Below are 26906 nucleotides of genomic sequence, written 5' to 3'. Positions count from 1 at the left end.
GGTCTGTTCAGCGCGTGGCCGGCTACTGGCTGGCCCAGGGTCCGGTGACCGCGTCCACGCCGCAGTGCCACAGGGTGTGCACGTCGGCTTCGTCCGCGACGCCTTCGGCCTGCACCTGCATCGACATCGCATGCAGCAGCGTGACGGTGCTGCGCAGGAACTCCTGCGCCGCCTCGCTGCGGGCCACGCCGGTGCACACCGAAGCGTCCAGCTTCACATAGTCCAGCCCCAGCTCGTACAGCCGCTCGATGCGGTGCAGCCGCTCGCCGGCATGTTCCAGGCCCATGCGCACGCCCAGCGGGCGCAGCGCGCGGGCAAAGGCCTGCACCGCGTCGAAGTGGTCGACCGCCGCCGCCTCGGGCACTTCCAGCCACAGCGCGTGGGCTGCGCCCGGCCGGTCTTCCAGCAGCTGGCGCAGATGGGCCACGAAGCCACTGTCGGCCACCGAGGCCGGCGCGATGTTGACGGCACGCGGCAGCCCGTCGTCGACGATGGTGGCCAGCGCCAGCGCCACCGCCTCGGCGTCGAACAACGCGGTCAGCCGGTTGCGCATGGCCAACGGCAGCCAGCGGGCGGCCGGCTCATAGGTGCCGCCGGCTTGCAGCTGCACCCGCAGCGGTGACTCCAGGTGCAGGCGGCGGCCCTGGCGGTCCAGCACCGGAAAGCCCACCAGCCGCAGCCGCCGGGCCTTGTCTTCCAGCGCATCGAGCAGCTGCACGCGCCAGGCCCGTTCGCCTTCGCCCAGGCCGCCCGGGGCGGGCGTGCCGTCCAGCACCTCGGCGCTGTAGGGCTTGCCGGCCTCGGCGCGGGCCAGCGCCAGGTCGGCCTGCGACATCAAAGCGCCCACCGTGGCCTCACGCGACCACTCCACCGCGCCCACGTAGGCGCGGATCATCGGGCTGAAGGCCGGCAGGCTGCTGCGCAGCGCGGCGGCGATGGATTCGGCCGTCTCGGCCGCCAGGCCCGCCGCGGGCAGCGCCAGCGCGAAATCCGAGCCGTTGAGCCGGCCGGCCAGGCAGCCGTCCACCCGCTCGGGGTAGGTGTTGAGCACCTGGGCGATGGTCTCGATCACGTGGTCGGTGGTGTCGCGCCCCACGGCGCGGTTGAGGCCGCTGACGTCGGCCAGCCGCACCAGCACCAGGCCGCCACCGTCGGCACCGTCTTCGCGCTGCTGCAGCGCCGCGAGCTGTCCCATGAAGTGGGCGCGGTGCGGCAGGCCGGTCAGCGGGTCGCAGTGGGCCTGGCGGCGCAGCGCCTCGGCGCGGGCGGCCTGCGCCTCGAACAGCGCCTTCATCCGCACCACCATGCCGTTCATCGCGGCGGCCACACGGCGCAGGTCGGGCATCGCCGGTTCGTCAACGATGACGTAGCGGCCCTCCTCCAGCGCCTGCGCCTGACGCACCGTGGCTTCCAGCGGCGCCCGGATGCGGCGCACCACCACCAGCGACAGCAGGGCCGCCACCAGGCCCACGCCCAGCATCACCAGCGTGGCGCGCACGCCGCCGCGCCACAGCTCGTCATAGGCGTAGCTGTCGTGCGACACCACGGTGACGGTGCCCAGCGGCCGCCAGCCATCGGACACCTGGGCCACGCCGGGCGCCGGCGCGATGGGCAGCAGCGCGACGAACCAGGCCGGCGCACGCAGCGGCGCCGCCGGCGAGCGGTTGGCGATGGGCGGGCGCCCATCGGCACGCGCCAGCTCGATGCTGCGGTAGAAGCCGGTGTCGGCCTGCGCGGCGATGGCCAGCTGCATCAGCTCGTCGTCGCCCCGCTGCTGCGACAGCACCAGCGCCAGCGACTGGGCGGTGTCGTTGTTCTTCAGCGTGAGCTGCGTTTCCAGCACCGCGCGCGTTGACAGCAGGTTGACGCTCACGGCGCCGCCGATCGCGAGCAACAGCACCGCGGCCAGCAACAACCAGAGTTGGCGTATCAACGACATGAATCCCGTTCCTCTCAAAACCCTTCGGCCCTGGCCTTGGCCAGCACCTCCCGCCAGCGCGACAACCGCGCCACCGGGTCACCGGCCCGCTCGGCCCCCACGCCCTGCCACAGGCCCTCGCCGTTGAAGCTGAACACCGGCACCAGATCGGGCCGGCGCGAGGCCCCGCGCACCTCGGCCACCAGGTTGTCCAGGATCAGCGGCTCGGCATCGGGCGTGGCATACCAGGCCAGCACCATGTGCGCCTGGGGCGGCCCGCCGCCGCGCAGCTGCGCGCGCACGTACACCAGCCGCAGGCGCGCCACCGGCGTGCCCGAGGCCACCAGGCTGAAGTACTTGGCAATGGCGAAATCCTCGCAATCACCCTCCCCGCGCGAGAGCGTCTCCAGGGGGCTGGCCCAGTAGTCCACCTGGCCCCAGACGGCCAGATCATCCCTGAAGCGTATACGCCGATTGAAGAAGTCGTTGATGAAACGAAGCCGGTCTTCCTCGGCCATCTCGGCGGCCTGCACCATCGCCGGCTGCAGCGACTCGACCCCGCTGATCGCCTGCACCCCCAGCCGGTGCGCCGCCGCCATCATGCGGTCGTCGTCCCACGCCGCCGATGGCAGCATGCCCAGGCCCAGCAGCGCAACCAGCACGGCGGCCAGCAGCCGCCGCGGGCCAAGCGGCAGCGCGGCGCTGCCCGCGGGCGCGCGAAAGTGGGCTGGGGGGAACACGCCATGGTTTCGTCACCGCGGCGGCGGACTTGAGCGGGAAGGCCGGTCGCGCCACTATCGGCTCGGCGTCGGCCGCTCCAGGTCACGGAAGGCACCGAACACCCATGAGCGCAAGCCGATGACCACGCTGTAGGGCCGCTTCTCCGCCGACGGCAGCTTCTGGTCCAGCAGATGCTGGCGGGCGAAGTCGTCGGCCGCACGCTGCAGGCGCTCGGCCAGCTCGCGGGCATGGCCGGCACCGAATTCGCCGTGCACCAAGGTCAGCAGTTCGCCCTCACCGTCGAAGCCGCCAGCGAAAAAGTCCACCATCACACGCTCGCGGAAGAACTGCATCACCGGCCCCTGCGGGCGCCACCGCAGCGTCTTGGCCACCTTCAGCTTGTAACGGTTGTTCGGCCGCAGCTCGATCACCCCCAGTCGGTCCAGCTTGACCAATGCGGCCACGGCCTGCGCTTCGGTCAGGCGGTAGCGCACCAGCACGTCTTCCAGCGACCACAGGCTGAGGCAGCAGATGGCCACCAGCAGCAAGGTGGGCGAAGCGACGACGGCCTTTTCCTGCTGCAGGCTCAGCTCGCGCTGCGTGGGGGCCTGCGCCGCCAGCCGGGCCGCCAGCTCCGCGAACTCCAGCTTCAGCGCGCGGCAGATCTCGTCGACCCGGGACAGCGGCATCTCGCCGCCCGGGGCAAGCATGCGCTTGACGCTGGACTCCGACAGGCCCAGCTGCGCCGCCAGTGCGGCATAGCTCAGACCCTGGCTCTTCAACTCGGCCTTGATCAGGCCCACGAGGGATTGTGTGCTGGACATGGCGGGGCAGCGGCGCAGCGCCGGCAGCGGAATCTGAGCTCGGATGAGGCGCAGCGCGGCTGGCAGTAGCGCCAGACGCTACCACCGGATGCGTGCGCTGCGCCTCGTCAAGATTGCCCGACGCGGCGCCGCAGGCTTCCCGCAAGATCGCGGCCGTCTCCACCCAGGCCAGCCGCCATGAACCCCACGCTCACTCCCACCCTACGCGACACCAGCGCCTGGCGCCTGCAGGTCTGGGTCTCCTTCTGCCTGAGCCTGACGCTGTGCGCCTCGGGTCTGGCCTGGCTGCCTGGCCAGGACCTGGACCGCGCCTTCATGGTGATGGGCTACGTGTTCTGCCTGTCCACCGCCTTTGCAGTGGCCAAGTTCATCCGCGACAACCAGGGCCGCAGCGTCGACACGCCGATGTGGCGCCTGGTGGTGTGGGGCGGCTTTGCGCTGGCCATGGGACTGACGGGCTGGGGTCTGTGGCGCATGCAGATCCAACCGGTGTGGAAAGCCTACCTCGGCGTCTGCTGGCTCTACCTGATCTCCAACGTGTTCACGCTGGCCAAGATGCTGCGCGACGCCCATGAGGCCGACCTGCTCGACGCCCGCCTGCACGGCCGGCAAGACGGCACGACCACGCCCGGCGACACCGCTGCCTGACTCTACTTGGAGCCCTCGATGAAGACCTTGTTTGCGGCTGCCGCCGTGGCGCTGGCGCTGTGCCAGCCGGTCCACGCCCAGCTGACGGCGTCAGAAACCAGCGCTGCGTTGTCCGCTGCACCCCTTGTGCTGTCGGTCAGCGCGGCCAGTGCCACCGGAGGCGCCCTCAGCGCCGTTCCGGCCAGCTTGCTCTCGGCCGGCACGGCACTGGTGGTCGTCAACGTCGCGGTGGTCGGCACTGCCACGGTGTGGGTGCTGGAGCGCGCCTCCGACGGCGTGCGCCTGAGCATGCGGACTGCGGGCAGGCTGTCGGAGGGACTGATCGTGTCCGCCGGCACCGCGGTGCTCGTGTCCGCCATCGGCGCCGGCACCTTGCTGTCGGCAGCCGGCGAGGTCATCGCCTTCATCCCGAACGAGATCGGACAGGCGCTGCTGTACAACGAGCGGGTGACGCGATGAAGGGGGCTGCCTGCCTGGCCGCGCTGCTGCTGGCCACCGCGGTCGCCCACGCCGGCCGGCCCTGCGAGGACAAGCGGCCGACGCTCCCCCAGGTAGCGCAGGGCCTGGCCTTGGCACAGGCCACCGCGCGTCGGCTGGACGACAGCGGTGCACATGTGCTGCTGCTGGCGCGTGCGGGGCAGGACTTGTCGGCGTACAGGCTGCGCTGGTCGCACCTGGGCTTCGTCTACAAAGACACCTCGCAGCAGCCCGCAGTCTGGCGCGTGATGCACAAGCTCAATGCGTGCGGCACCGACCAGGCCGCGCTGTTCCGCCAGGGGCTGGGCGAGTTCTTCCTCGACCACCCGCACCGCTACGAAGCCGCGTTCGTCGCTCTCAAGCCCGGGCTACAGCAGGCGCTGCTGCCAATTCTGGCGGACAACACACTGGCCGCACGCCTGCACGAGCCACGCTACAGCATGGTGGCCTACGCGTTCGGCACCACCTACCAGCAAAGCAACCAGTGGGCGCTGGAAACCCTGGCCGCCGCCGCGGCGCCAGGCATCACCAGCCGGCGCAGCGCGCAAGACTGGTTGAAGGCCCAGGGCTACCAGCCCACTGACCTGCAGCTGTCGGCGCTCACGCGGCTGGGCGGCCGCCTGACACAGGCCAACGTTGCCTTCGACGATCATCCGACCGCACGGCGGATGACCCGGCACATCGACACGGTGTCCGCCGACTCGATGTTCGACTGGCTGGCGCGCACCGGCTACTCCACTCCACCGCAGCTTGTGCGGCCATGAGTGCCCACCACCCCAACCAGTTCGCGCTGCTCGGCCAGCGCCGATTCGCGCCCTTCTTCTGGACCCAGTTCCTCGGCGCGGCCAACGACAACGTCTTCAAGTTCGCCTTCACGCTGATGGTGACCTACCAGCTGCAGCTGTCCTGGCTGTCGCCGCAGATGGCGGGGCTGGTGATCGGCGCGCTGTTCATCCTGCCCTTCGTGCTGTTCTCGGCCACCAGCGGTCAGCTGGCCGACAAGTACGACAAGGCGCGGCTGATGCGCTGGGTCAAGAGCCTGGAGATCGCCATCATGGCCCTGGCGGCCGCCGGCTTCCATGCCACCCATGTGCCCACCTTGCTGGCCTGCGTGTGCCTGATGGGCCTGCACTCCACCCTGTTCGGCCCCGTCAAGTACGCCTACCTGCCGCAGCAACTGAACGAACGCGAGCTGACCGGCGGCAACGGCATGGTGGAGATGGGCACCTTCGTGGCCATCCTGCTGGGCCAGCTGGCCGGCGGTGTGCTGGTGGACACGCCGGTCGTCGGCCCGCAGCACGTGGCCTGTGCCTGCCTGGGCCTGGCGGTGCTGGGCCGGCTCACGGCCCAGGCCATTCCCGCCAGCCCATCGACCGACCCGGCGTTGAAGATCAACTGGAACCCGGTGACCGAGACCTGGCGCAACCTGAAGCTGGCGCGCGGCCAGCTGGCGGTGTTCCGCTCGCTGCTGGGCATTTCGTGGATGTGGTTCTTCGGGGCCGTGTTCCTGGCCAACTTCCCGGCCTTCGCCAAGGAAGTGCTGCACGGCGGCCCGCAGGTGGCTTCACTGCTGCTGGCGGTGTTCTCCGTGGGTATCGGCATCGGCTCGCTGCTGTGCGAGCTGCTGTCCCGGCGCCATGTCGAGATCGGCCTGGTGCCGCTGGGCGCCATCGGCATGAGCGTGTTCGCGATCGACCTCTACTTTGCCTCCACCGGCCTGCCGCCGGCCGAAGGGCTCAGCGTGGCCGCCTTCCTGGCGCAGCCCGCCCACTGGCGCGTGCTGGCCGACCTGGCCCTGCTGGCGCTGTTCGCAGGCCTGTACAGCGTGCCCATGTACGCCCTCATCCAGCTGCGCGCCGTGCCCACGCACCGGGCCCGCATCATCGCGGCCAACAACATCCTGAACGCGCTGTTCATGATCGCCAGCTCGGTGATCGCGGGCGCCCTGCTGGGCGCGGGCCTGAGCATCCCGCAGGTGTTCCTGGTGGTTGGCATCGCCAACGTGCTGGTGGGCATCTACATCTTCCTCATCGTGCCCGAGTACCTGCTGCGCTTCGTGGCCTTCGTGCTCTCCCGCATCGCCTACCGCTTCAAGATCACGCATGACGAGCGCATCCCCGTCAGCGGCGCGGCCGTGCTGGTGTGCAACCACGTGAGCTTCGTCGACGCGGTGCTGCTGATGGCCGCCAGCCCGCGGCCCATCCGCTTCCTGATGGACCACCAGATCTTCCGCATCCCGGTGCTGGGCTGGTTGTTCCGGCTGGCCAAGGCCATCCCGGTGGCGCCGCAGAAAACCGACCCGGCCACCTACGAGGCCGCCTTCTCCACCGCCCGCGCCGTGCTGCAGGACGGCGAGCTGGTGTGCATCTTTCCGGAAGGTGCCATCACGCGCGACGGCACGCTGCAGCCCTTCAAGGGCGGGGTGATGAAGCTGGTGGACGGCATGCCCGGGGTGCCCGTGATTCCGATGGCGCTGGGCAACCTGTGGGGCAGCTTCTTCTCCCGCGTGGAAGGCGGCAAGGCGATGGTCAAGCCGCTGCGGCGCGGCATCTGGAGCCCGGTGAGCCTGACCGTGGGCCCAGCGATGGCGGCAGCTACGGTCACGCCCGAAGATCTGCGTGAGCGTGTGGCCGACCTGCTGACCTCTGCAACGCCAGCGCGTTGAATTGCCCTTCCGGGTCTCGCGAGCCTTGGGGAGCTTGGGGCTCCATTAAAAAAGCCGCCCGAAGGCGGCTCTGGCAGCGTGGGCGGCCGGGCTGCGCCCGGCGCCCGCCTTACTTGCGTTGCGGCGGCAGGTCGGTGCAGCTGCCGTGGGCCACTTCGGCGGCCATGCCGATGCTTTCGCCCAGCGTCGGGTGCGGGTGGATGGTCTTGCCGATGTCCACCTCGTCGGCGCCCATCTCGATGGCCAGGGCCACCTCGCCGATCATGTCGCCGGCATGCGTGCCGACGATGCCGCCACCCAGGATCTGGTGCGATTCAGCGTCGAACAGCAGCTTGGTGAAGCCCTCGTCGCGGCCGTTGGCGATGGCGCGGCCGGAAGCCGTCCACGGGAACAGGCCCTTCTTGACCTTGATGCCCTTGGCCTTGGCCTCGTCCTCGGTCAGGCCCACCCAGGCCACCTCGGGGTCGGTATAGGCCACGCTCGGGATCACGCGGGCGTCGAACTGCGCCTTGGTGTCACCCGAGGCGACTTCCGCCGCCACGTGGGCCTCGTGCACCGCCTTGTGCGCCAGCATCGGCTGGCCGACGATGTCGCCGATGGCGAAGATGTGCGGCACGTTGGTGCGCATCTGCACGTCCACCGGGATGAAGCCGCGGTCGCCCACGATCACACCGGCCTTGTCGGCGCCGATCTTCTTGCCGTTGGGCGTGCGGCCCACCGCCTGCAGCACCAGGTCGTACAGGCCTTCGCTCTTGCTGCCGTCCAGGCCTTCGAAGCTGACCTTGATGCCGTCGGCCGTGGCTTCGGCGCCCACGGTCTTGGTCTTGAGCATCAGCTTGTCGAAGCGGTGGGCATTCATCTTCTGCCACACCTTGACCAGGTCGCGGTCGGCGCCCTGCATCAGGCCGTCCAGCATCTCCACCACGTCGAGCTTGGCGCCCAGCGTGGAGTACACCGTGCCCATTTCCAGGCCGATGATGCCGCCGCCGATGACCAGCATGCGCTCGGGCCGCTGGCGCAGCTCCAGCGCGCCGGTGCTGGTGACCACGCGCGGATCGTCCTTGGGCAGGAAGGGCAGCTTCACCGCCTCGGAGCCGGCGGCGATGATGGCCGTCTTGAACTTGATGGTCTGGGCCTTGCCGTCAGCGCCCGTCACCTTCATGTGGAAGGGGTCGGCGAACTCGCCCACGCCGTTGACCACGGTGACCTTGCGCATCTTGGCCATCGCGGCCAGGCCGCCGGTGAGCTTGCCCACCACCTTGTTCTTGTGCGCCAGCAGCTTGCCCAGGTCCACCTGCGGCTCGGCGAAGCTCACGCCCAGGTCGGCGAAGTGCTTGACCTCGTCCATCACCGCAGCCACGTGCAGCAGCGCCTTGCTGGGGATGCAGCCCACGTTCAGGCACACGCCGCCCAGGGTGGGGAAGCGCTCCACCAGCACGGTCTTCATGCCCAGGTCGGCGGCGCGGAAGGCGGCCGAGTAGCCGCCGGGGCCCGCGCCCAGCACCAGCATGTCGCACTCGAGGTCGGCGCCACCGGCATAGCTGGCGGCCTGCGGCGCGGGTGCAGAAGCTGCGGCCGGGGCCGGCGCGGACGCCGGTGCGGCCGCAGGCGCCGGCGCTGCTGCCGGAGCGGGTGCCGGGGCGGCAGCGCCCTCGGCTTCCAGCACCAGCAGCACCGAGCCTTCGTTCACCTTGTCGCCGATGCCGACCTTGAGTTCCTTGACCACGCCGCCGTGCGACGACGGGATCTCCATCGAGGCCTTGTCGCTCTCGACGGTGATCAGGCTCTGCTCGGCCTTGACGGTGTCACCCGGCTTGACCAGCACCTCGATGACGGCCACGTCCTTGAAGTCGCCGATGTCCGGCACCTTCACGTCGATCAATGCCATGTCGTGCTCCTTCCGTTCAGAGCACGATGCGGCGGAAGTCCGCCAGCAGCGATGCGAAGTAGACGTTGAAGCGTGCCGCGGCGGCGCCGTCGATCACGCGGTGGTCCCAGCTCAGGCTCAGCGGCAGGATCAGGCGCGGTTGGAAGGCCTTGCCGTCCCACTTGGGCTCGATGGTGCTCTTGCACACGCCCATGATGGCCACCTCGGGCGCGTTGATGATCGGCGTGAAGTACTTGCCGCCGATGCCGCCCAGCGAGCTGATGCTGAAGCAGCCGCCGCTCATGTCGGCCGGGCCCAGCTTGCCGTCGCGGGCCTTCTTGGCCAGCTCGCTCATCTCCTGGCTGATCTGGAAGATGCCCTTCTTGTCGGCATCCTTGATCACCGGCACCACCAGGCCATTGGGCGTGTCCGCCGCAAAGCCGATGTGGAAGTAGTTCTTCAGCACCAGCTGCTCGCCGTCCAGCGAGCTGTTGAACTCGGGGAACTTCTTGAGCGCCGCCACGGCCGCCTTGATCATGAAAGCCAGCATCGTGACCTTGATGCCCGCCTTCTCGTTTTCCTTGTTCAGTTGAACGCGGAAGGCTTCCAGCTCGGTGATGTCGGCTTCGTCGTGGTTGGTGACGTGCGGGATCACCACCCAGTTGCGGTGCAGGTTGGCGCCGCTGATCTTCTTGATGCGCGACAGATCCTTGCGCTCGACCGGGCCGAACTTGGTGAAGTCGACCTGCGGCCAGGGCAGCAGGCCCGGGAAGGCACCACCGCCCGCCGCAGCAGCCGCCGGCTTGGCCGCAGCGGCCGACGCCTGGGTCTGCACGCTGCCGTTCATCACGCCCTTGACGAAGGACTGCACGTCCTGCTGGGTGATGCGGCCCTTGGGACCGGTGCCCTTGACTTCTTCCAGCGGCACGCCCAGTTCACGGGCGAAGCGGCGGATGGAGGGCGAGGCATGCGGCAACTTGCCCTTGGCCGCGGTCGGGTCGTGCGCAGGCAGCGCGGCCGGTGCGGCAGCCGGAGCGGCCGAGGGCGCGGATGCGGCGGCGGGGGCCGCAGCGGGCGCCGGCGCTGCGGCCTGGGCAGGCACAGGAGCAGTCGCCTGCGCAGGCGCCGCGGCGGCACCCGCAGCGCCCTGCAGCACCGCGATCAGCGTGCCCTTGGACACCTTGTCGCCGACCTTGACCTTCAGGTCCTGGATCACGCCCGCATGCGACGAGGGGATCTCCATCGAGGCCTTGTCGCTCTCGACGGTGATCAGGCTCTGCTCGACCTTCACGGTGTCGCCGGCCTTGACCATCACCTCGATGACGGCCACTTCGTCGAAGTCGCCGATGTCGGGCACGGTCACCTCGATCGGGCCGCTGGCGGCGGCCGGGGCCGGCGCAGGTGCGGGTGCAGAGGCAGCGGGCGCCGGGGCGGCGGCAGCCGCAGCAGCAGGCGCGGGCGCAGGCGCCGCAGCACCCGCGTCGGCGGTTTCCAGCGTCAGCACCAGCGAGCCTTCGCTGATCTTGTCGCCCACCTTGACCTTGAGCTCCTTGACCACGCCGGCATGCGACGAGGGGATCTCCATCGAGGCCTTGTCGCTCTCGACCGTGATCAGGCTCTGTTCCGCCTTGATGGTGTCACCGGGCTGGACCATCAGTTCGATGATCTCGACGTCCTTGAAGTCCCCGATGTCGGGCACCTTCACTTCGATCAATGCCATGAGGTTGTCTCCGTCGGCCTTTTATGCGTACAGCGGGTTGATCTTGTCGGGGTTGATGCCGTACTTCTGGATGGCCTCGGCCACCTTGGTCGCGGGCACCGCGCCTTCTTCGGCCAGCGCCTTCAGCGCAGCCACGACCACGTAGTGGCGGTTCACCTCGAAGTGCTCACGCAGCTTGCTGCGGAAGTCGCTGCGGCCGAAGCCGTCGGTGCCCAGCACCTTGTAGGTGCGGCCCTTCGGGATGAAGGCGCGGATCTGCTCCGCATAGTTCTTCATGTAGTCGGTGCTGGCGATCACCGGGCCGGCATGCGGGGCCAGCTGCTCGGTGACGTAAGGCACGCGCGGCGTCTCGGTCGGGTGCAGCAGGTTCCAGCGCTCGGCGTCCTGGCCGTCGCGGGTCAGCTCGTTGAAGCTCGGGCAGCTCCAGACGTTGGCAGCCACGCCCCAGTCGCTTTCCAGCAGTTCCTTGGCGGCCATGCTTTCACGCAGGATGGTGCCGCTGCCCAGCAGGTTGACGGTGGGCTTGCCCGCAGCGTCCGCTTCCTGCAGCAGGTACATGCCCTTGATGATCTGCGCCTCGGTGCCGGCCTTCAGGCCCGGCATGGCGTAGTTCTCGTTCAGCAGCGTGATGTAGAAGAACACGTTCTCCTGCTTGCCCACCATGCGCTGCAGGCCGTTGTGCATGATCACCGCCACTTCGTGCGCGAAGGTGGGGTCGTAGCTCACGCAGTTCGGGATGGTGCCAGCCAGGATGTGGCTGTGGCCGTCTTCGTGCTGCAGGCCTTCGCCGTTCAGCGTGGTGCGGCCCGAGGTGCCGCCCAGCAGGAAGCCACGGGCCTGCATGTCGCCGGCCGCCCAGGCCAGGTCGCCGATGCGCTGGAAGCCGAACATCGAGTAGTAGACGTAGAACGGGATCATCACCCGGTTGTTCGTCGAGTAGCTCGTGGCTGCCGCGATCCAGCTCGCCATGCCGCCGGCTTCGTTGATGCCCTCTTGCAGGATCTGGCCGGCCTTGTCTTCCTTGTAGTACATCACCTGGTCCTTGTCGACCGGGGTGTACAGCTGGCCCTTCGGGTTGTAGATGCCGATCTGGCGGAACAGGCCTTCCATGCCGAAGGTGCGGGCCTCGTCCACCAGGATGGGCACCACGCGCGGGCCCAGGGCCTTGTCGCGCAGCAGCTGCGTCAGGAAGCGCACGTAGGCCTGGGTGGTGGAGATCTCACGGCCTTCGGCGGTGGGCTCCAGCACGGCCTTGAAGGTGTCGAGCGAAGGCACCTCGAAGGTTTCTTCGGTCTTCACGCGGCGCTTGGGCAGGTAGCCGCCCAGGGCCTGGCGGCGCTCGTGCAGGTAGCGCATTTCCGGCGTGTCGTCGGCCGGCTTGTAGTACGGGATCTTGGGCAGCTCGCTGTCGGGGATGGGGATGCCGAAGCGGTCGCGGATGTATTTGATGTCGTCGTCCGTCAGCTTCTTGGTCTGGTGGACGGTGTTCTTGCCTTCACCGGCCTTGCCCATGCCGTAGCCCTTGACGGTCTTGACCAGCAGCAGCGTGGGCTGGCCCGTCTTGTTGTGGTGGGCGGCGTGGAAGGCGGCGAACACCTTCTCGGGCTGGTGGCCCCCGCGACGCAGATCGAAGATCTCCTCGTCGCTCATGTGCTCGACCAGCTTGGCGGTCTCGGGGTACTTGCCGAAGAAGTGCTTGCGGACGTAGGCGCCGTCGTTGGCCTTCATGGCCTGGTAGTCGCCGTCCACGGTTTCCATCATCAGCTGCTTGAGCTTGCCGCTCTTGTCGCGCGCCAGCAGCTCGTCCCAGCCCTTGCCCCAGATCAGTTTGATGACGTTCCAGCCGCTGCCGCGGAATTCGCCTTCCAGCTCCTGAATGATCTTGCCGTTGCCGCGCACCGGGCCGTCCAGGCGCTGCAGGTTGCAGTTGATGACGAAGACCAGGTTGTCCAGACCTTCGCGCGCGGCCAGGCCGATGGCGCCCAGGCTTTCCGGCTCGTCCATCTCGCCGTCGCCCATGAAGGCCCACACCTTGCGGTTGGCCGTGTCGGCGATGCCGCGGGCATGCAGGTACTTCAGGAAGCGCGCCTGGTAGATGGCCATCAAGGGGCCCAGGCCCATGCTGACGGTCGGGAACTGCCAGAACTCGGGCATCAGCTTCGGGTGCGGGTAGCTGGACAGTCCCTTGCCGTCCACTTCCTGGCGGAAGCTGTCGAGCTGCTCTTCGGTCAGCCGGCCTTCCAGGAAGGCGCGGGCGTAGATGCCGGGCGCGCTGTGGCCCTGGATGTACAGCAGGTCACCGCCGTGGTTCTCGTTCTCGGCATGCCAGAAGTGGTTGAAGCCGGCGCCCAGCATCGAGGCCAGCGACGCGAACGAGCCGATGTGGCCGCCGAGGTCGCCGCCGTCGGCGGGCTTCAGGCGGTTGGCGCGCACCACCATCGCCATCGCATTCCAGCGCATGTAGGCGCGCAGGCGCTTCTCGATCTCGATGTTGCCGGGGCAGCGCTCTTCCTGGTCGGCCGGGATGGTGTTGACGTACGCGGTGTTGGCCGAGAACGGCACGTCGATGCCGGCCTGGCGGGCGTGGTCGATCAGCTGTTCCAGCAGAAAGTGGGCGCGCTCGCCACCTTCAGTCCCGATGACTGCAGAGAGGGCGTCCAGCCACTCGCGGGTTTCCTGGTGATCGGAATCGTTGGCGGCCGCGCCGCCGGGGATGGATTCGGGCACTGCAGACATGGCTTGTCTCCTGGTCTTTTACCGAGGTGGATGGATGCGGGCGAGGGTAAAGCGCGCGCAGTTTGGCACAAGTCCAGAAGTTTTCAAATAGTGCGAGTGCGTTTCACAATGCGATAAAACGAACGAAAATCCGGAGGCCCGTTCGGCCGGAAGTGGTCAGCCGGGCTTCCATAATCCCGCGATGCAGCCCCGTCACGATCTTTTTGCCGCCAGCAGTGTCTCGTTCAGCCGGGGGCAAAGACTGCTCAACCGCTGGTGGCGCCGGCAGTCGCCGGCCCGGCAGGACCGCTTTGTCACCATCGGGCCGCTGGTGTCGGTGCTGCTCTTCCTCGCGGCCATCATCTCGGCCTTCCGGTACCTGCGCAACGAAGAGATCGAGCGCGAGATCGAGTCGGTGCGGCGCGACACCGAGATCGTCCAGCAGCAGATGCGGCTGAGGCTGATCGAGAGCCAGGAGCAGATGATCCGGCTGGCCGGCCAGATGACGCGCCGCCCCATCGACGCCGCCGACTTCATCGACCAGGCCGCCACGCTGGGCCGCGAGCGGCCCGAGATCACGCAGATCGCGTGGATCACCGCTGACCGGGAGCGCAAGGCCAGCCACTCCGTCTCGGGCTATCCGGTCGAGCCCAAGGCCGAGGTCGATCCTTCGCTGCCGGCCCTGGGCCGCGCCAGCGAACCCGAACGGGCGTTCGAGGTGGCGCGCGACCTGCGCCAGCCGGTGTACTCGCGCGCGTTCGTGAACCCGGCCGCTGCGCCGGTGTTCCAGCTGCAGGTGCCGCTGTTCGACGGCAGCCGCTTCGCCGGCGTGCTGATGGCCGAGTACTCGGTGGAGACGCTGCTGCGCCTGGCGGTGCCCGACGTGGTCACCCAGCGCCACACCATCGCGGTGCTGGACGACCAGGCGCGCGAGGTGGCCAGCAGCGAAGCCGCCCGCGGCAACCGCCTGGTGCGGCGCGCGCCCATCGTGCACGACGCACCGCTGGCGCCCACCGCCAACGGCCTGGTGGTGCGCGGCCAGGGCTGGCGCACCTCCATCGGCCTGATCAGCAACACGCTGTTCTGGATGGTGGTGGCCCTGTCGGGCCTGACGGTGTGGATGCTGCTGGCCACCTGGCGCCACATGCGCCGGCGCGGGCAGATCCAGGGCGCGCTGGTGCAGGAGACCAACTTCCGCCGCGCGATGGAGAACTCCATGCTCACCGGCATGCGGGCGCTCGACATGGAAGGCCGCATCACCTACGTGAACCCCGCCTTCTGCGCGATGACCGGCTTCTCCGAGGCCGACCTGATCGGCGCGCGACCGCCCTTCCCGCACTGGCCGCCGACGCTGATCGACGAGAACATGCGGCTGCTGCAGCAGGAGCTGCAGGGCCGCAGCCCGGCCGGCGGCATCGAGGTGAAGGTGATGCGCAAGGACGGCACGCAGTTCGACGCGCGCATGTACGTCTCGCCGCTGATCGACTCCAAGGGCCAGCAGACCGGCTGGATGACCTCGATGACCAACATCACCGAGGCCAAGCGCATCCGCGACCAGCTCTCGGCCTCGCACGAGCGCTTCACCACCGTGCTGGAGGGGCTGGACGCCGCGGTGTCGGTGCTGTCGGTGCAGCAGAGCGAACTGCTGTTCGCCAACCGCTCGTACCGGCTGTGGTTCGGCGCCGACGCCAAGGGCCACGACCTGCTGGCCGGGCCCAATGCGGCGTTGCGCTTCCTGGCCGACCAGGACGACATGGTGGACAGCCTCTCGGGCCTGCCCACCGAGGAGCTGACCGAGGCCGGCTCCGACCCGCGCGAGGTGTATGTGGAATCGCTGAACAAGTGGTTCGACGTGCGTAGCCGCTACCTGCAGTGGACCGACGGCCGGCTGGCGCAGATGCTGATCGCCACCGACATCACGGCCCGCCGTCGCGCCGAGGAACAGGCCGCCCGCCAGGCCGAGAAGGCGCAGGTGACCAGCCGGCTGGTGACCATGGGCGAGATGGCTTCGTCGGTGGCCCACGAGCTGAACCAGCCGCTGACCGCGATTGCCAACTACTGCAACGGCATGGTCAGCCGGGTGAAGAACGATGCGATCCAGAAGGACGACCTGATCGCGGCGCTGGAGAAGACCTCGCGCCAGGCGCAGCGGGCCGGGCAGATCATCCACCGCATCCGCTCCTTCGTGAAACGCAGCGAGCCGCAGCGCCAGCTGGCCGAGGCGCGCAGCATCATCGACGAGGCGGTGGAGCTGGCCAACATCGAGCTGCGCCGCCGCAACGTGGAGCTGCACACCTACGTGGCCCAGCGCCTGCCGCCGCTGATGTGCGACCCCATCCTGATCGAGCAGGTGGTGCTGAACCTGGTGAAGAACGCGGCCGAGGCCATCGACGTGGCGCAGATGCCGCCGCAGCGCCGCCACATCGAGCTGCGCGTGGTGCCGCGGCACACGCCCGAAGAAGGCGGCGTCATCGAGTTCAGCGTGACCGACATGGGCCCCGGCATGAAGGAGGAGGTGCTCTCGCGCATGTACGAGGCCTTCTTCTCGACCAAGGCCGACGGCCTGGGCATCGGCCTGGGTTTGTGCCGCTCCATCGTCGAGAGTCACCGGGGCCGGATCAGGGCCCAGAACCTCTACAATGGAGAGCAGGTCGTGGGTTGCCGATTCGTCTTCACGCTGCCCGTCGACACCGCCTTGCTGCGCAGCGATTTTCCGCCTGCGCTGCCTTCCTCAGCCCCTGCCAACAACACCGTTGCCTCATGAGCTTGATTCCCAAAAAGGGTACCGTGTATGTCGTCGATGACGACGAGGCCGTGCGCGATTCGCTGCAGTGGCTGCTGGAAGGCAAGGACTACCGCGTCCGCTGCTTCGATTCCGCCGAATCCTTCCTCTCGCGCTTCGACCCCCGCGAAGTGGCCTGCCTGATCGCCGACATCCGCATGGACGGCATGAGCGGCCTGGAACTGCAGGACCGCCTGATCGAGCGCCGCTCGCCGCTGCCCATCGTCTTCATCACCGGCCACGGCGACGTGCCGATGGCCGTGAACACGATGAAAAAGGGCGCGATGGACTTCATCGAGAAGCCCTTCAAGGAAGAAGAGCTGCTGAGCCTGGTCGAGCGGATGCTCGAATCGGCCCGCGCCACCTTCTCGCAGCACCAGGAAGAAGCCAGCCGCGACGCGCTGCTGGCCCGCCTGACCACGCGCGAGGCGCAGGTGCTCGAGCGCATCGTCGCCGGCCGGCTGAACAAGCAGATCGCCGACGACCTGGGCATCAGCATCAAGACGGTGGAGGCGCACCGCGCCAACATCATGGAAAAGCTCAACGCCAACACCGTGGCCGACCTGCTGAAGATCGCCCTGGGCGCCACGAGCAAGGCCTGAGATGCCAGCCCCCAGGCTCGCGGCGCTCGCCACCCCCCGAGGGGGCTCTCAGTCCCTTCGGGCGGCCGGGCGGGACTGAGGCCCGCCGCACCGCCACCCATCAGGCCGCTCACCAGCGGCCTGTTTACTTTTCGGACCACGCACATGACCGCCCAGATCATCGACGGCACCGCCCTCTCCAACCAAGTTCGCGCCCAGGTGGCGGTGGAAGCCGCCGCGCTGGCGCAGCAGCATGGCCGCAAGCCCGGCCTGGCCGTCATCCTGGTGGGCGACGACCCGGCCAGCGCCGTGTACGTGCGCAACAAGGTCAAGGCCTGCAACGACAACGGCCTGCACTCGGTGCTGGAGCAATACCCCGCCACGCTGACCGAGGCCGAGCTGCTGGCCCGCATCGCGGCGCTGAATGCCGACGAGACCATCCACGGCATCCTGGTGCAGATGCCGGTGCCCAAGCACATCGATCCGCACAAGGTCATCGAAGCCATCGCGCCCGAGAAGGACGTGGACGGCTTTTCGGTGCGCAGCGCCGGCGAGCTGATGAGCGGCCTGCCCGGGCTGCGCCCGGCCACGCCCTACGGCTGCATGAAGCTGATCGAAAGCACCGGCGTGCCCATCAAAGGCAAGCATGCGGTGGTCATCGGCCGCAGCAACACCGTGGGCAAGCCGATGGCGCTGCTGCTGCTGCAGGCCCATGCCACCGTCACCATCTGCCACAGCGGCACGCCCGACCTGGCGGCCCACACCCGCCTGGCCGACATCGTGGTGGCCGCCACCGGCCGCCGCAACACGCTGACGGCCGACATGGTCAAGCCCGGCGCCATCATCATCGACGTGGGCATCAACCGCAATGAAGAAGGCAAGCTCTGCGGCGACGTGGACTTCGCGGCCGTCAAGGAAGTGGCGGGCTACATCAGCCCGGTGCCCGGTGGCGTGGGCCCGATGACCATCGCGATGCTCCTGGTCAACACCCTGGAAGCGGCACGGGCCGCCGCGGCGCGGTAAAACAGGCCACCCCACCAGGAACACGCATGACCGAAGCTGCCCACAACCCCTTGCTCCAGACCGGCGGCCTGCCCGCGTTCGATGCCATCCAGCCGCAGCACGTGGGCCCGGCGGTCGACCGCCTGCTGGCCGATGCCTCGGCCGCGCTGGAACGCGCCGTCAGCGACGAGGTGCCCGCCAACTATGAAGCGATGTCCGCCGTGCTGGACGTGGCCACCGAGCGCCTGGGCACCGCCTGGGGCGCCGTCAGCCACCTGAACCATGTGATGGACACGCCCGCCCTGCGCGCGGCCTACACCGAGAACCTGCCCAAGATCAGCGAGTTCTACACCCGCCTGGGCGCCGACGAACGGCTGTACGCCAAGTACAAGGCCATCGCCCACGCGCCCGAGGCCGCGAACCTGAGCGCGCCACGGCGCAAGGCGCTGGCCAACTCGATGCGCGACTTCGTGCTGTCGGGCGCCGAGCTGCAGGGCGAGGCCAAGGCCCGCTTCGCGAAGATCCAGGAGCGGCTGTCGGAGCTGAGCCAGCAGTACCGCGAGCATGTGCTGGACGCCACCGACGCCTTCAGCTACTACGCCACCGATGCCGAAATGGACGGCGTGCCGGCCGACGTGCGCGAGGCCGCCCGCGCGGCGGCCACTGCCGATGGCCAGGAAGGCCACAAGATCACGCTGCAGTTCCCCAGCTACTTCCCGGTGATGCAGTACGCCACCGACCGGGCGCTGCGCGAGAAGATCTACACCGCCTACGTCACCCGCGCCAGCGAGCTGGGCCCGCCCGAGCGCGACAACACCGCGGTGATGACCGAGCTGCTGCAGCTGCGCCAGGAAGAAGCGAAGCTGCTGGGCTATGGCAGCTACGCCGACGTGTCGCTGGTGCCCAAGATGGCCGAGTCGCCCGACCAGGTGCGCAGCTTCCTGGCCGACCTGGCGCGGCGCGCCCGCCCCTATGCCGAACGCGACTTGGCCGAGCTGCGTGAATTCGCCGCCGCCGAGCTGGGCCTGGCCGACCTGAAACCCTGGGACACCGCCTTTGCCAGCGAACGGCTGAAGCAGGCCCGCTACGCCTTCAGCGACAACGAGGTCAAGCAGTACTTCACCGAGCCCAAGGTGCTGGAAGGCCTGTTCCGCATCGTCGAGACGGTGTTCGAGGTGAAGATCAGCCCCGACACCGCCCCGGTGTGGCACCCCAGCGTGCGCTTTTTCAAGGTGGAGCGCGACGGCGCGCTGCTGGCGCAGTTCTACCTCGACCCCTATGCCCGCCAGGGCAAGCAGGGCGGCGCCTGGATGGACGACGTGCGCGTGCGCTGGGCCCGCCCTGAAGGTGGCCTGCAGACGCCGGTGGCCCACCTGGTGTGCAACTTCCCGTCTCCGCAGCCGGGCAAGCCCGCGCTGCTGACGCACGACGACGTCATCACCCTGTTCCACGAATTCGGCCATGGCCTGCACCTGATGCTCACCCAGGTGGCCGACATCGGCGTGTCGGGCCTGTCGGGCGTCGAGTGGGACGCCGTGGAGCTGCCCAGCCAGTTCATGGAGAACTTCACCTGGGAATGGGAGGTGCTGCAGCAGCTCACCGCCCATGTGGACAGCGGCGAGCCGCTGCCGCGCGCGCTGTTCGACAAGATGATCGCGGCCAAGAACTTCCAGAGCGGCATGGCCACGCTGCGGCAGATCGAGTTTGCGCTGTTCGACATGCGGCTGCACCATGAGCCGGCCGCCGCGCAGCAGATCCAGCAGGTGCTGAACGAAGTGCGGCGCGAGGTGGCGGTGCTGGAGGCCACGCCCTTCAACCGCTCGCAGCACACCTTCTCGCACATCTTTGCCGGGGGTTACGCGGCGGGCTACTACAGCTACAAGTGGGCCGAGGTGCTGTCGGCCGACGCCTGGAGCGCCTTCGAAGAAACCGGCCCGCTGAACGTGGAAACCGGCCGCCGCCTGCGCCGCGAGGTGCTGGAGGTGGGGGGCAGCCGCCCGGCGATGGACAGCTTCAAGGCCTTCCGCGGCCGCGAGCCGTCGATCGACGCGCTGATGCGCCATCAAGGGATGGCTTGACGGGCTTGTCAGCCTTCACGGCCTGGCGCATGCAGTAGATTCCGCCGCATGAGCCGTTCCGCTTCGCTGCTTCAACGTACCCGCCTGGCGACGGGCCTGAGCCTGCTGGTGCTGCTGGCCTGGCAGGCCGGCCCGGCCGCCGCGCAGGCCCCGCTCTACAAGATCGTAGAGCCCGACGGCCGCATCACCTACACCGACCGGCCGGTCCGCAACAACACCGGCCGGGTGTCGCCGGTGGGTGCCAACGGCGCCGCCGGCACGCCCATCGACGACAGCCTGACCTTGCTGCCGCTGGCCCTGCGCACCGTGGCCACGCGCTTTCCGGTCACGCTGTTCACCGCGCCCGAATGCGCGCCCTGCGACCGGGCGCGCGAATTCCTGCGCCAGCGCGGCATCCCCTATCGGGAGCGCCTGGCCAGCACCGACGCCGACCGCGAGGTGTGGCAACGCGTGGTGGGCGCGCCCGAGGCGCCGGCGCTGAGCATCGGCTCGCAGATGCTGCGCGGCTATGCACCCGACAGCTGGGGCGAGTACCTGGACGCCGCCGGCTACCCGCGCGACAACCGGCTGCCGCCCAACTACCAGCCGCCCGCCCCCGGGCCGGTGGCGGAAGGCCGCACCGCGCCCGTGCCCGAACCGCGCGGTGCCGCGGCCTCCGCCCCCGACACCAGCAGCGCCCGCACGCCCGCCGCCGCCGTGCCCACCCGCCCGGCCCCCGCCGCCACCGATACCGGCGTGCCGGTGCCGGCCATCCGCTTCTAGCGGCCCGGCGGCTCGGCGTGGCTGCCGTGGCGCCCGCCGCAGCTGGCCTGGCCCTGCCCGCTTTCGACATCCGCATCCCATGACCGAGCACCACAACCGCCACTGGCGCGAGCGCAGCCTGGCCGCCGTGTGGCACCCGTGCACGCAGATGAAGCTGCATGCGCCCGAAGGCGCCGGCCTGCCGCTGATCCCCATCCAGCGGGCGCAGGGCGTGTGGCTGTACGACACCGAAGGCCACCGCTACCTGGACGCCATCAGCAGCTGGTGGGTCAACCTCTTCGGCCACAACCACCCGGAGATGCAGGCCGCGCTGACCGACCAGCTGGCCACGCTGGACCATGTGATGCTGGCCGGCTTCACCCATGCGCCGGTGGTCGAGCTGTCGGAGCGGCTGGGCCGGCTCACCGGCCTGGGCCATGCCTTCTACGGCAGCGACGGCGCCAGCGCCACCGAGATCGCGCTGAAGATGAGCGCCCACCACTGGCGCAATGCCGGCCAGCCGGCCAAGACCCGCTTCGTGGGCGTGGCCGGCGGCTACCACGGCGAAACCGTGGGCGCGCTCGCCGTGACCGACATCGCGCTGTTCCGCGAGGCCTACGCGCCGCTGGTGCGCCTGGCCGCCACCGTGCCCAGCCCCGATGCGCGGCAGGCCGTGGCCGGCGAAACCGCGGTCGACGTGGCCGAACGGGCCGCCGCCGCGCTGGGCCGCTGGCTGGCCGAGCATGCCCACGAGACGGCGGCCGTGATCATCGAGCCGCTGATCCAGTGCGCCGCCGGCATGGCCATGCACGACCCGCTGTACCTGCAGCGCGCCCGCGCGTTGTGCGACCAGCATGGCGTGCACCTGGTGCTGGACGAGATCGCGGTCGGTTTCGGCCGCACCGGCAGCCTGTTCGCGCACCAGCAGGCCGGCATCCGGCCCGACTTCCTGTGCCTGTCCAAGGGGCTCACCGGCGGCACATTGCCGCTGTCGGTGGTGCTGACCACCGACGCGGTGTACGAGGCCTTCTACGACGACGAGGTGGCCCGCGGCTTCCTGCATTCGCACAGCTACACCGGCAACCCGCTGGCCTGCCGCGCCGCGCTGGCCACGCTGGACCTGTTCGAGCAGACCGATGCGCTGCGCCGCAACGCACACACCGGCCCGCGGCTGGCCGCCCAGCTGGCGCCGCTGACGGCCCACCCGCGGGTGCGGCATGCGCGGCAGCGGGGCATGGTGTTCGCGTGGGACGTGGCCAGCAGCCTGCCCGACTTCGGCCGCCGCTATGCCCGCCATGCGCTCGCCCAGGGCCTGGTGCTGCGGCCCATCGGCCACACGCTGTACGTGATGCCGCCGTATGTGATCGACGAGGCCGAAGGCGACTGGCTGGCCCGCGGCGCCCTGGCCGCGCTGCAGGCCACGCTGGCCGAAGAAGCCGAGCCCTGGTCCGAGACCCGGGCCGCAGGAGGCCTGCGCGATGGTGTTTGAAGGCTGTTTCGTCACCGGCACCGACACCGGCGTCGGCAAGACCCTGGTCAGCGCGGCGCTGCTGCACACGCTGGCGCGCCACCATGCCCGCGTGGTGGGCATGAAGCCGGTGGCCGCCGGCCTGGTGCCGCATGCCGGCGGCTGGGTGGCCGAAGACGCGCTGGCGCTGCGCGCCGCCTCCAGCGTGCGGGTGCCGCCCGAGCTGGATTGCCCCGTGGCGCTGCCCGACCCCTTGTCGCCCCACCTGGCGGCGCGCCGGGCCGGCCGCCTGCTGGACCTGGCGCCGATGCTGGACGCCTACCGGCAGCTGCGCACCTTGGCCGACGTGGCGCTGGTGGAAGGCGCCGGCGGCTGGCGCGTGCCCCTCAACGACCGGCAGACGCTGGCCGACCTGGCGGTGGCGCTGGGCCTGCCAGTGGTGCTGGTGGTGGGCCTGCGCCTGGGCTGCCTGAACCATGCGCTGCTGACGGCCGAAGCCATCCGCCGCGACGGCCTGACGCTGGCCGGCTGGGTGGCCAACAGCGTGGACCCCGACATGGCCTGCCGCGACGAGAACATCGACACCCTGCGCGAGCGCCTGGGCGCGCCGCTGCTGGGCGTCGTGCCCTGGCAAGCACCACCCGGCCCCGACGCGCGGCACATCGCGCTGCAACTGCCGCAGGCCTGGCAGGGGCCACAGTCATGACCGCCGCCGCCCGGCCGCCCGAAGGCGGCGGTCCTCCCTCTCGGAGGGATCCCGCGCAGCGGGAGGGTGCGCCATTGACCGCCGCCGCCCGGCCGCCCGAAGGCGGCGGCCTTCCCTCCCGGAGGGATCCCGCGCAGCGGGAGGGTGCGCCAGCCAGTTGGCTGGACGAGTTCGACGACCGCCTGGCGGCGCTGCAGGCGCAGGCCCTGCAGCGGGTGCGGCGCGAGGTGGTGCCGCAGGACGGCGCGCGGCTGAGCGTGGACGGCCAATCGCTGCTGGCCTTCTGCAGCAACGACTACCTGGGCCTGGCCCAGGACCCGCTGCTGCGCGAGGCGGTGCATGCAGCAGTGGACCGCTACGGCGTGGGGGCCGGTGCGTCGCCCATGGTCAGCGGCCACAGCGCCGCCAATGCCGCACTGGAACGTGAGCTGGCGGCCGCGGTGGGCCTGCCGCGTGCGCTGTACTTCTATGCCGGCTATGCCACCAACGCCGGCATCGTGCCGGCACTGGTGGGCGAAGGCGACGCCTTGTTCAGCGATGCGCTGAACCACGCCTGCCTGATCGACGGCGCGCGGCTCTCGCGCGCCAGCGTGCACCGCTATGCGCATGGCGCGCTCGACCGGCTGGAGGCGCTGCTGGCCGCCAGTCCGGCGCGCCGCAAGCTGGTGATCAGCGATGCGGTGTTCAGCATGGACGGCGACGTGGCCGACATCGCCGGCCTGCATGCGCTGTGTGAGCGGCACGACGCCCTGCTGCTGCTGGACGACGCGCACGGCTTCGGCGTGCTGGGCCCGCAAGGCCGCGGCGCGCTGGCGGCGGCCGGGCTCACGGGGCCGACGGCTTCGCCCCGCGTGCTGTACATGGCCACGCTGGGCAAGGCGCTGGGCGTGGCCGGCGCCTTCGTCGCGGGGCCGCCCACGCTGGTGGAATGGCTGCTGCAGAAAACGCGCAGCTACACCTTCGCCACAGCCGCGCCGGCCCTGCTGGCCGAGGCGGTGCGCGCCGGGCTGCGCTGCGCGCTGGGACCGGAAGGCGATCGGCGGCGGCAGCACCTGGGTGCCTTGATCGACCGGCTGCGCCACGGGCTCACCAGCGAAGCCGGTGCCCCGGTGCAGGCCGCCGGCTGGTGGCTGATGCCTTCGCACACGCCGATCCAGCCATTGGTGATCGGCGACAACGCGACCGCGCTGGCGGTGATGGCCCGCCTGCGCGAGCAGGGCTTGTGGGTGCCCGCCATCCGCCCGCCGACGGTGCCCGAAGGCACGGCGCGGCTGCGCATCGCGCTGTCGGCGGCCCACCAGCCAGAAGACGTGGACCAGCTGCTGGCCGCGCTGGCCGCAGCCGCCCGCGGCCTGAACTAGGGCGCCACGGCCCGCTGCGGCCGGGTGCGGTAGAAGGTCAGCGGCTCGGCCTTGAGCTGCTTGAGCACCTGCTTGCGCATCGCGCCCACCACGTGCATCTCGCAGGGCTTGCAGTCGAAGCGCAGGGTCAGGCGGTCGTCGCCATGCTGCAGGGTCAGCGGCTCGGCACGCACCGTGCCCTGCACGCCCGTCACGCCCTTGGCCTGCTTGGGGCACAGGCTCAGGCTCCAGCGCACGCAGTGCTTGGTGATCATCAGGCTCACCTCGCCCAGGGCCTCGTGGCTCTCGTAGGCTGCGCCCACCACCTTGACGCCATGGCGCGCGTAGAAGGCGGCGGCCTGGCCGTTGTAGACGTTGGCGAGATAGGTCAGCGTGTCTTCCGGGTAAGGCACTGGCGGCTCCACCGGCTGGGCGCGCGGCAGCCGCGGCAGCGCGGCCGCGCGGGCGGCTTCCAGCGCGGCCACCGCATCGCGGCGCAGCGCATTCAGCACGCCGGCCGGCACGAACCAGGGCTGCGACAGCGCCAGCCGCACGCGGCGCACCTCGAAGATCGTGTTGCCCAGCTTGGCCAGTTGGTCCTTCAGCGTGGCCTCGGCCTTGGCGGCGTCGCGCGCCGGCTCATGCGGCTGGGCAATGCGGGCGCTGGCGCGGTGGCCATCCTCATCTTTGACCGACAGCTCGAAGCCTTCGGCACCGTCCACCACCGCCTGCGCCAGCGTCAGGTCGAGTGCGATGCGGCGCTCGGCCGAGGGCTTGGCCAGCAGCCGTTCCCAGGCCATGTCGCTGTTGCGGCTGAGGGCGGTGTCGCGCCGCAGGTCCTTCAGGCCGGCCATCGTCTGCCCGCGCGACAGGTTGGGCAGCACCCGCCAGCGGCGGCCGCCCAGCGCGGTGGCGGTGTTCACCGGCACGCCCTGCAGCTCGCCCTGGCGGTCCCACCAGGTCAGGGCATCGCCGTTGTGCAGCTGGGCGCCCTCCTCGGCCAGCTCCACGTCGAAGTGCTCGGCCGTGACCGCCACCACCTGGCCCAGCGGCATGCCGGCGTGCTTGGGCGTGTCGAAGGCGCCGATGTCGATCTGCCGGCCGTTGACGAAGTAGTCGGTGCCGCCGCGGTTGTAGGCCTGCTCGGGCTCGGGCTGGAAGGTGTAGCGGCAGCGGCCGCTGCTGGCACGGGCCAGGTCGCCGCGGCGTTCCAGCAGCGCATCGAGCAGCTGGCGGTAGTGGGCGGTGACGTTCTTCACCGTCGCCATGTCCTTGTAGCGGCCCTCGATCTTGAAGCTGCGGATGCCGGCATCGGCCAGTGCCTCCAGGTTGGCGCTCTGGTCGTTGTCCTTCAGGCTGAGCACGTGCTTGTCGTGCGCGATCACGCGGCCCTGCGTGTCGGTCACGGTGTAGGGCAGCCGGCACTCCTGGCTGCAGTTGCCGCGGTTGGCGCTGCGGCCGGTGTGCGCATGGCTGATGAAGCACTGGCCGCTGTAGGCCACGCACAGCGCGCCGTGGATGAAGAACTCCAGCACCGCGCCCTGCACCTGCGTGGCCACCGCGTGGATCTGGCGCAGGTCCAGCTCGCGCGCCAGCACCATCTGCGAAAAGCCCACGTCCTGCAGGAAGCGCGCCTTCTCGGGCGTGCGGATGTCGGTCTGCGTGCTGGCATGCAGCTGCAGCGGCGGCATGTCCAGCTGCAGCAGGCCCATGTCCTGCACGATCAGCGCATCGGCGCCCGCCTCGTACAGCTGCCAGGCCAGCCGCCGCGCCGGCTCCAGCTCGTCGTCGCGCAGGATGGTGTTCATGGTGACGAACACCCGCGCGCCAAAGCGGTGGGCATGCGCGGCCAGCCGGCCGATGTCGGCCACCGAATTGGAAGCCTTGTCGCGCGCGCCGAAGCCGGGGCCGCCGATGTACACGGCATCGGCGCCGTGGTTGACGGCCTCGATGCCGATGTCGGCGTCACGGGCGGGAGACAACAGTTCGAGGGTGTTGCGGGCGCTCATGGCCCGCAAGTTTGCCAGCGCGGGCGCCCGGCGCGCCCGCTGTGCCCGTCATCTCAACCTTGGAGTTCGCGCAAGACCTCGGGGTGCGACACGGCGACCCGCAGCAGGGTCTTGGCAGCGCCGGTGGGTTCGCGCCGCCCTTGTTCCCAATCCTGCAAGGTACGGGCGGACACGCCCAGCAGCCCCGCGAACTCCTGCTGCGACAAGCCCACCAGCGCCCGCGCCTGCGCAGCCGCCGGCACAGGCACCTGCGTCACCCGGGCGGCCTGGCCACGGCGCATTTGCCTGACCGACTCCAACAAGTCGTTCTGGAACTTGGCCATCTCAGAGGACATCTTCAACTCCTTTGCGAAGCTCCGCGAGGAACTCGGTGGGCAGATTGTCGAACCTGGCTTTCTTGTAGACGATGAGCAGCCAGATGGTGTGCTCGCGCTCAAGGAAGTAGATGATCCGAGCGCCGCCGCGCTTGCCCGTTCCCGCGGTCGACCAACGCACCTTGCGACATCCGCCACTGCCGGGAATCAGGTCACCGCTCTCGGCGTTGGCAGCGATCCAGCTGATGAATGCCAGCCGCTCATTGTCCGACCACACGTCGGCTGCGTACTGCACGAAGAGCGGAGTCTCGGCCACGGTTCTCACGACACG

General features: G+C 69.7%; 21 protein-coding genes. 12 read left to right on the top strand and 9 right to left on the bottom strand.

Annotated elements, in window-relative coordinates; genetic code table 11:
• Positions 1–22: 22 nt before the first annotated feature.
• From MW290_RS19560 to MW290_RS19550, 3 genes are read right to left on the bottom strand one after another with little or no spacing between them, the layout of a single operon-like run.
• Positions 23–1939, bottom strand: a complete 1917-nt coding sequence (locus MW290_RS19560; protein ID WP_250199360.1) for a bifunctional diguanylate cyclase/phosphodiesterase — start codon at positions 1937–1939, stop codon at positions 23–25.
• Between the two features lie 14 nt (positions 1940–1953).
• Positions 1954–2658, bottom strand: coding sequence for a transglutaminase-like cysteine peptidase (locus MW290_RS19555; protein WP_250199359.1), 705 nt, complete (start codon positions 2656–2658; stop codon positions 1954–1956).
• Positions 2659–2712: 54 nt separating this feature from the next.
• Positions 2713–3462 (bottom strand): helix-turn-helix domain-containing protein, encoded by a 750-nt coding sequence (locus tag MW290_RS19550; protein WP_250199358.1) that lies wholly within the window; start codon positions 3460–3462, stop codon positions 2713–2715.
• A gap of 177 nt (positions 3463–3639) precedes the next feature.
• Between MW290_RS19550 and MW290_RS19545 the strand changes: the two genes are divergently transcribed.
• The 4 genes from MW290_RS19545 to MW290_RS19530 are packed head-to-tail and all read left to right on the top strand — an operon-like array spanning position 3640 to position 7252.
• On the top strand, positions 3640–4110 hold the full coding sequence (locus tag MW290_RS19545) for a YiaA/YiaB family inner membrane protein (protein ID WP_250199357.1): 471 nt from the start codon (positions 3640–3642) through the stop codon (positions 4108–4110).
• 18 nt (positions 4111–4128) lie between these two features.
• Entirely contained in the window at positions 4129–4569 is a 441-nt protein-coding gene (locus MW290_RS19540; protein ID WP_250199356.1) for a hypothetical protein, read from the top strand.
• Positions 4566–5351, top strand: coding sequence for a DUF2145 domain-containing protein (locus tag MW290_RS19535; protein WP_250199355.1), 786 nt, complete (start codon positions 4566–4568; stop codon positions 5349–5351). The genes MW290_RS19540 and MW290_RS19535 overlap by 4 nt, the downstream gene beginning before the upstream one ends.
• A complete protein-coding gene (locus MW290_RS19530; protein ID WP_250199354.1) occupies positions 5348–7252 on the top strand; it encodes an MFS transporter in 1905 nt (634 codons plus the stop codon). Before MW290_RS19535 ends, MW290_RS19530 begins: the two co-directional genes overlap by 4 nt.
• 109 nt (positions 7253–7361) lie before the next feature.
• On the opposite strand, the gene lpdA is transcribed toward MW290_RS19530, so the two are convergent.
• The 3 genes from lpdA to aceE are packed head-to-tail and all read right to left on the bottom strand — an operon-like array spanning position 7362 to position 13575.
• A complete protein-coding gene (gene lpdA / locus MW290_RS19525) occupies positions 7362–9140 on the bottom strand; it encodes a dihydrolipoyl dehydrogenase (RefSeq protein WP_250199353.1) in 1779 nt (592 codons plus the stop codon).
• A gap of 16 nt (positions 9141–9156) precedes the next feature.
• A complete protein-coding gene (aceF, locus tag MW290_RS19520; protein ID WP_250199352.1) occupies positions 9157–10839 on the bottom strand; it encodes a dihydrolipoyllysine-residue acetyltransferase in 1683 nt (560 codons plus the stop codon).
• Between the two features lie 21 nt (positions 10840–10860).
• The gene (gene aceE / locus MW290_RS19515) at positions 10861–13575 is read right to left on the bottom strand and encodes a pyruvate dehydrogenase (acetyl-transferring), homodimeric type (protein ID WP_250199351.1); all 2715 of its coding nucleotides are present in this window, start codon (positions 13573–13575) and stop codon (positions 10861–10863) included.
• A 181-nt stretch (positions 13576–13756) separates the two neighbouring features.
• On the opposite strand from aceE, the gene MW290_RS19510 reads away from it, so the two are divergent.
• From MW290_RS19510 to MW290_RS19475, 8 genes are all read left to right on the top strand, one after another.
• Positions 13757–16318, top strand: a complete 2562-nt coding sequence (locus tag MW290_RS19510) for a PAS domain-containing sensor histidine kinase (protein WP_250199350.1) — start codon at positions 13757–13759, stop codon at positions 16316–16318.
• Complete coding sequence (locus MW290_RS19505; protein WP_250199349.1) at positions 16315–16938, top strand: response regulator transcription factor; 624 nt, start codon at positions 16315–16317, stop codon at positions 16936–16938. The genes MW290_RS19510 and MW290_RS19505 overlap by 4 nt, the downstream gene beginning before the upstream one ends.
• A 144-nt stretch (positions 16939–17082) precedes the next feature.
• Positions 17083–17940: a bifunctional methylenetetrahydrofolate dehydrogenase/methenyltetrahydrofolate cyclohydrolase FolD gene (gene folD, locus MW290_RS19500; RefSeq protein ID WP_250199348.1), complete on the top strand. Its 858-nt coding sequence runs from the start codon at positions 17083–17085 to the stop codon at positions 17938–17940.
• A 26-nt stretch (positions 17941–17966) separates the two neighbouring features.
• Complete coding sequence (locus tag MW290_RS19495; RefSeq protein WP_250199347.1) at positions 17967–19997, top strand: M3 family metallopeptidase; 2031 nt, start codon at positions 17967–17969, stop codon at positions 19995–19997.
• Positions 19998–20045: 48 nt separating this feature from the next.
• The gene (locus MW290_RS19490; protein WP_250199346.1) at positions 20046–20759 is read left to right on the top strand and encodes a glutaredoxin family protein; all 714 of its coding nucleotides are present in this window, start codon (positions 20046–20048) and stop codon (positions 20757–20759) included.
• A gap of 79 nt (positions 20760–20838) precedes the next feature.
• The gene (gene bioA, locus MW290_RS19485) at positions 20839–22227 is read left to right on the top strand and encodes an adenosylmethionine--8-amino-7-oxononanoate transaminase (protein WP_250199345.1); all 1389 of its coding nucleotides are present in this window, start codon (positions 20839–20841) and stop codon (positions 22225–22227) included.
• A complete protein-coding gene (bioD, locus tag MW290_RS19480) occupies positions 22217–22912 on the top strand; it encodes a dethiobiotin synthase (protein WP_250199344.1) in 696 nt (231 codons plus the stop codon). Before bioA ends, bioD begins: the two co-directional genes overlap by 11 nt.
• 161 nt (positions 22913–23073) lie before the next feature.
• The gene (locus MW290_RS19475; RefSeq protein WP_250200060.1) at positions 23074–24273 is read left to right on the top strand and encodes an aminotransferase class I/II-fold pyridoxal phosphate-dependent enzyme; all 1200 of its coding nucleotides are present in this window, start codon (positions 23074–23076) and stop codon (positions 24271–24273) included.
• On the opposite strand, the gene MW290_RS19470 is transcribed toward MW290_RS19475, so the two are convergent.
• From MW290_RS19470 to MW290_RS19460, 3 genes are read right to left on the bottom strand one after another with little or no spacing between them, the layout of a single operon-like run.
• On the bottom strand, positions 24270–26261 hold the full coding sequence (locus tag MW290_RS19470; RefSeq protein ID WP_250199343.1) for a peptidase U32 family protein: 1992 nt from the start codon (positions 26259–26261) through the stop codon (positions 24270–24272). The genes MW290_RS19475 and MW290_RS19470 overlap by 4 nt on opposite strands.
• 53 nt (positions 26262–26314) lie before the next feature.
• Positions 26315–26596 (bottom strand): helix-turn-helix domain-containing protein, encoded by a 282-nt coding sequence (locus tag MW290_RS19465; RefSeq protein WP_250199342.1) that lies wholly within the window; start codon positions 26594–26596, stop codon positions 26315–26317.
• Positions 26586–26900, bottom strand: a complete 315-nt coding sequence (locus MW290_RS19460; RefSeq protein WP_250199341.1) for a transcriptional regulator — start codon at positions 26898–26900, stop codon at positions 26586–26588. Before MW290_RS19460 ends, MW290_RS19465 begins: the two co-directional genes overlap by 11 nt.
• Between the last annotated feature and the right edge of the window lie 6 nt (positions 26901–26906).

It is taken from the genome of Aquincola tertiaricarbonis (genome assembly GCF_023573145.1).
GTDB lineage: Bacteria > Pseudomonadota > Gammaproteobacteria > Burkholderiales > Burkholderiaceae_C > Aquincola > Aquincola tertiaricarbonis_B.
The sequence above is the reverse complement of the archived record's forward strand: the minus strand, read 5'-3'. Positions and strand labels throughout refer to the sequence as shown.

Excerpts from the sequence above, each read along its gene's own strand:
- folD (WP_250199348.1), top strand. The coding sequence starts at position 17,083 with ATGACCGCCCAGATCATCGACGGCACCGCCCTCTCCAACCAAGTTCGC.
- bioD (WP_250199344.1), top strand. The coding sequence starts at position 22,217 with ATGGTGTTTGAAGGCTGTTTCGTCACCGGCACCGACACCGGCGTCGGC.
- lpdA (WP_250199353.1), bottom strand. The coding sequence starts at position 9,140 with ATGGCATTGATCGACGTGAAGGTGCCGGACATCGGCGACTTCAAGGAC.
- MW290_RS19505 (WP_250199349.1), top strand. The coding sequence starts at position 16,315 with ATGAGCTTGATTCCCAAAAAGGGTACCGTGTATGTCGTCGATGACGAC.
- MW290_RS19550 (WP_250199358.1), bottom strand. The coding sequence starts at position 3,462 with ATGTCCAGCACACAATCCCTCGTGGGCCTGATCAAGGCCGAGTTGAAG.
- aceF (WP_250199352.1), bottom strand. The coding sequence starts at position 10,839 with ATGGCATTGATCGAAGTGAAGGTGCCCGACATCGGGGACTTCAAGGAC.
- MW290_RS19495 (WP_250199347.1), top strand. The coding sequence starts at position 17,967 with ATGACCGAAGCTGCCCACAACCCCTTGCTCCAGACCGGCGGCCTGCCC.
- MW290_RS19540 (WP_250199356.1), top strand. The coding sequence starts at position 4,129 with ATGAAGACCTTGTTTGCGGCTGCCGCCGTGGCGCTGGCGCTGTGCCAG.
- MW290_RS19560 (WP_250199360.1), bottom strand. The coding sequence starts at position 1,939 with ATGTCGTTGATACGCCAACTCTGGTTGTTGCTGGCCGCGGTGCTGTTG.
- MW290_RS19535 (WP_250199355.1), top strand. The coding sequence starts at position 4,566 with ATGAAGGGGGCTGCCTGCCTGGCCGCGCTGCTGCTGGCCACCGCGGTC.
- MW290_RS19465 (WP_250199342.1), bottom strand. The coding sequence starts at position 26,596 with ATGTCCTCTGAGATGGCCAAGTTCCAGAACGACTTGTTGGAGTCGGTC.
- MW290_RS19490 (WP_250199346.1), top strand. The coding sequence starts at position 20,046 with ATGAGCCGTTCCGCTTCGCTGCTTCAACGTACCCGCCTGGCGACGGGC.
- bioA (WP_250199345.1), top strand. The coding sequence starts at position 20,839 with ATGACCGAGCACCACAACCGCCACTGGCGCGAGCGCAGCCTGGCCGCC.
- MW290_RS19545 (WP_250199357.1), top strand. The coding sequence starts at position 3,640 with ATGAACCCCACGCTCACTCCCACCCTACGCGACACCAGCGCCTGGCGC.
- MW290_RS19530 (WP_250199354.1), top strand. The coding sequence starts at position 5,348 with ATGAGTGCCCACCACCCCAACCAGTTCGCGCTGCTCGGCCAGCGCCGA.
- aceE (WP_250199351.1), bottom strand. The coding sequence starts at position 13,575 with ATGTCTGCAGTGCCCGAATCCATCCCCGGCGGCGCGGCCGCCAACGAT.
- MW290_RS19470 (WP_250199343.1), bottom strand. The coding sequence starts at position 26,261 with ATGAGCGCCCGCAACACCCTCGAACTGTTGTCTCCCGCCCGTGACGCC.
- MW290_RS19510 (WP_250199350.1), top strand. The coding sequence starts at position 13,757 with ATGCAGCCCCGTCACGATCTTTTTGCCGCCAGCAGTGTCTCGTTCAGC.